Here is a 1873-nt window from a genome sequence, read left to right on the forward strand (position 1 = left end):
CAGCTTCAGGGGCCGCGGCGGCCTCGGGGGCGGGGTCCTGCTGGACCCGCGAGAGCAGGGCGTCCAGATCGAGGGGCGCGTTGGCGGCGGCCTCCACGGCCGCGGCCGAGGCGTCGCTGTCGTCTCCGTCCGCCGTCGGGGCGGCGTCCGCGGCGTCCGCAGTCTCTCCCAGGCGTTCGATGGTCAGATCGCAGTCGTCCTCGACGAACTCGAAGACCTCGCGCACCTCGGCCTCGGTGGCGTCGGCGCGCAGGATGATCGTCCAGGTCAGATAGGCCTGCTCGGCGGACAGCTGGTCCAGGGGCGGAACAGCGCCCGTCTCCAGGCTGATCTCCACCGGTCCCAGGCGGGAGAGCTCGCGCAGGACCAGGCCCGCCTCGTTGGCCTTGGCGTACATTTCTGTGCGCGGATGGAAGACCACCCGCCAGCCGGGGCCGGCGTCGGAAGGCGCCTCGACGGCCGCCGGCGCCTCAGGCGCCGCCTCGGCTTCGACGGAGGCCAGCAGGCCGGCAATGTCTGCCGGCAGCGCCGCGTCTGCAGCCGGCTCGTCCAGGCTGAGGACCACGGGCACGAAGCCGAAGTCCTCTTCGGGGGCGTCATCACCCTCGCCGTCCAGGCCGAGCTCGGCGGCGCGCTCCTGGCTGATCAGGCCCTGGAGTTCGGCGATCATGGTGGTGCTGCGGGCCTCGTCCACCGCGCCGCCGTTGCGGGCGGCCTGGACATGGTCGGCCAGGACGTCGGAGGCGCGCAGCAGAACCCGCGAGACCTCCTCATTGAGCCCCAACCGCCCGGAGCGCATCTCGTCCAGCACGGTCTCGAAGACGTGGGCGAAACGGATCAAGGCCTCGAGGCCGAAGGCGCCCGCGCCGCCCTTCACAGAGTGGACCGCGCGGAACACCGCGTTGATCGTTTCGGAGTCGTCGTCGCCGGCTTCCATGGCGAGCAGCCCCGACTCCATGTCGGTCAGCAGCTCCTCGCACTCCTGGAAGAAGGTCGCCTTGATACTCTCGAATGGGTCCACGGTTGTGCTCCGGACTCTATTGGGAGGCGGTTCTGGCGGCCGCTTGCGGCCCCCAGGCCCGGCTTAGGCGGCCACCCGGCGGATGGCGTCCACCAGCTTGGTCGGGTTGAACGGCTTGACGATCCAGCCGGTGGCGCCCGCCGCGCGGGCGCGTTCCTTCTTGGTGGCGTCGCTCTCGGTGGTGAGAACGAGAATGGGGGTGGCGCGGTGGGTCGGATCGGCGCGCACGCCCTCGATCACGCCGAAGCCGTCCAGCCGGGGCATGTTGATGTCGGTGATCACCACATCAGCGCCTTCGGCGCGCAGCACCTCCAGGCCTTCCACGCCATCCACGGCCTGGATGACGCGGTAGCCCGCCTGGACCAGCGCCATGTTCAGCATTTCGCGCATGGTCCGGGAATCGTCGATGGTCAGGACAGTCTTGCTCACAGGTTTGCCCCCTCGGGTTCGAAGTCGATCTGCGGCGCGCCGAAGGCGGCCAGTTGCTCAAGAAAACCTTCTGAGGGCGCCTCGACGCGCAAGGACATGCCGTCCTCGGCCCAGCTGGCCCGCGCCGAAAGCAGCACCTGCAGGCAAAGCCCGCCCATGCGGCTGACCTGGGATGCGTCGACCCTCAGGGGTCGCCCGCGCAGGGCCATCAGCTCTGCGCGGAGAGGTTCAGCGGCCTGCAGGTCGAGCACAGGGCTCAGACTGACCTCGGCTGCGGAAGTCTCGACATCGGACATCGGGTCGTTCCCCCAAACTATGCGAGCGAGTTAAGGTGAAAATCCTTAAAACTCTTCCCAACCTTCGCTCTCGACAGACGGCTCGGGCTTGCGCACGGCCGAGCCTTCCCGCGAGGTGGTCTTCATC

3 protein-coding genes are annotated in these 1873 nt (G+C 69.1%); all 3 read right to left on the minus strand.

Annotation, left to right across the window (positions count from 1 at the left end):
* A partial coding sequence (locus tag V7D28_RS15130; protein WP_333588209.1) for an Hpt domain-containing protein occupies positions 1–1021 on the minus strand: 1021 nt, incomplete at its 3' end.
* A 63-nt stretch (positions 1022–1084) separates the two neighbouring features.
* On the minus strand, positions 1085–1450 hold the full coding sequence (locus V7D28_RS15135) for a response regulator (RefSeq protein WP_333588210.1): 366 nt from the start codon (positions 1448–1450) through the stop codon (positions 1085–1087).
* Positions 1447–1746 carry an STAS domain-containing protein gene (locus V7D28_RS15140; protein WP_333588211.1) on the minus strand — a complete coding sequence of 100 codons (300 nt, stop codon included), beginning with the start codon at positions 1744–1746 and terminating at the stop codon, positions 1447–1449. The genes V7D28_RS15135 and V7D28_RS15140 overlap by 4 nt, the downstream gene beginning before the upstream one ends.
* Positions 1747–1873 lie beyond the last annotated feature (127 nt).

The sequence above is a fragment of the Phenylobacterium sp. genome (genome assembly GCF_036723115.1).
GTDB lineage: Bacteria > Pseudomonadota > Alphaproteobacteria > Caulobacterales > Caulobacteraceae > Phenylobacterium.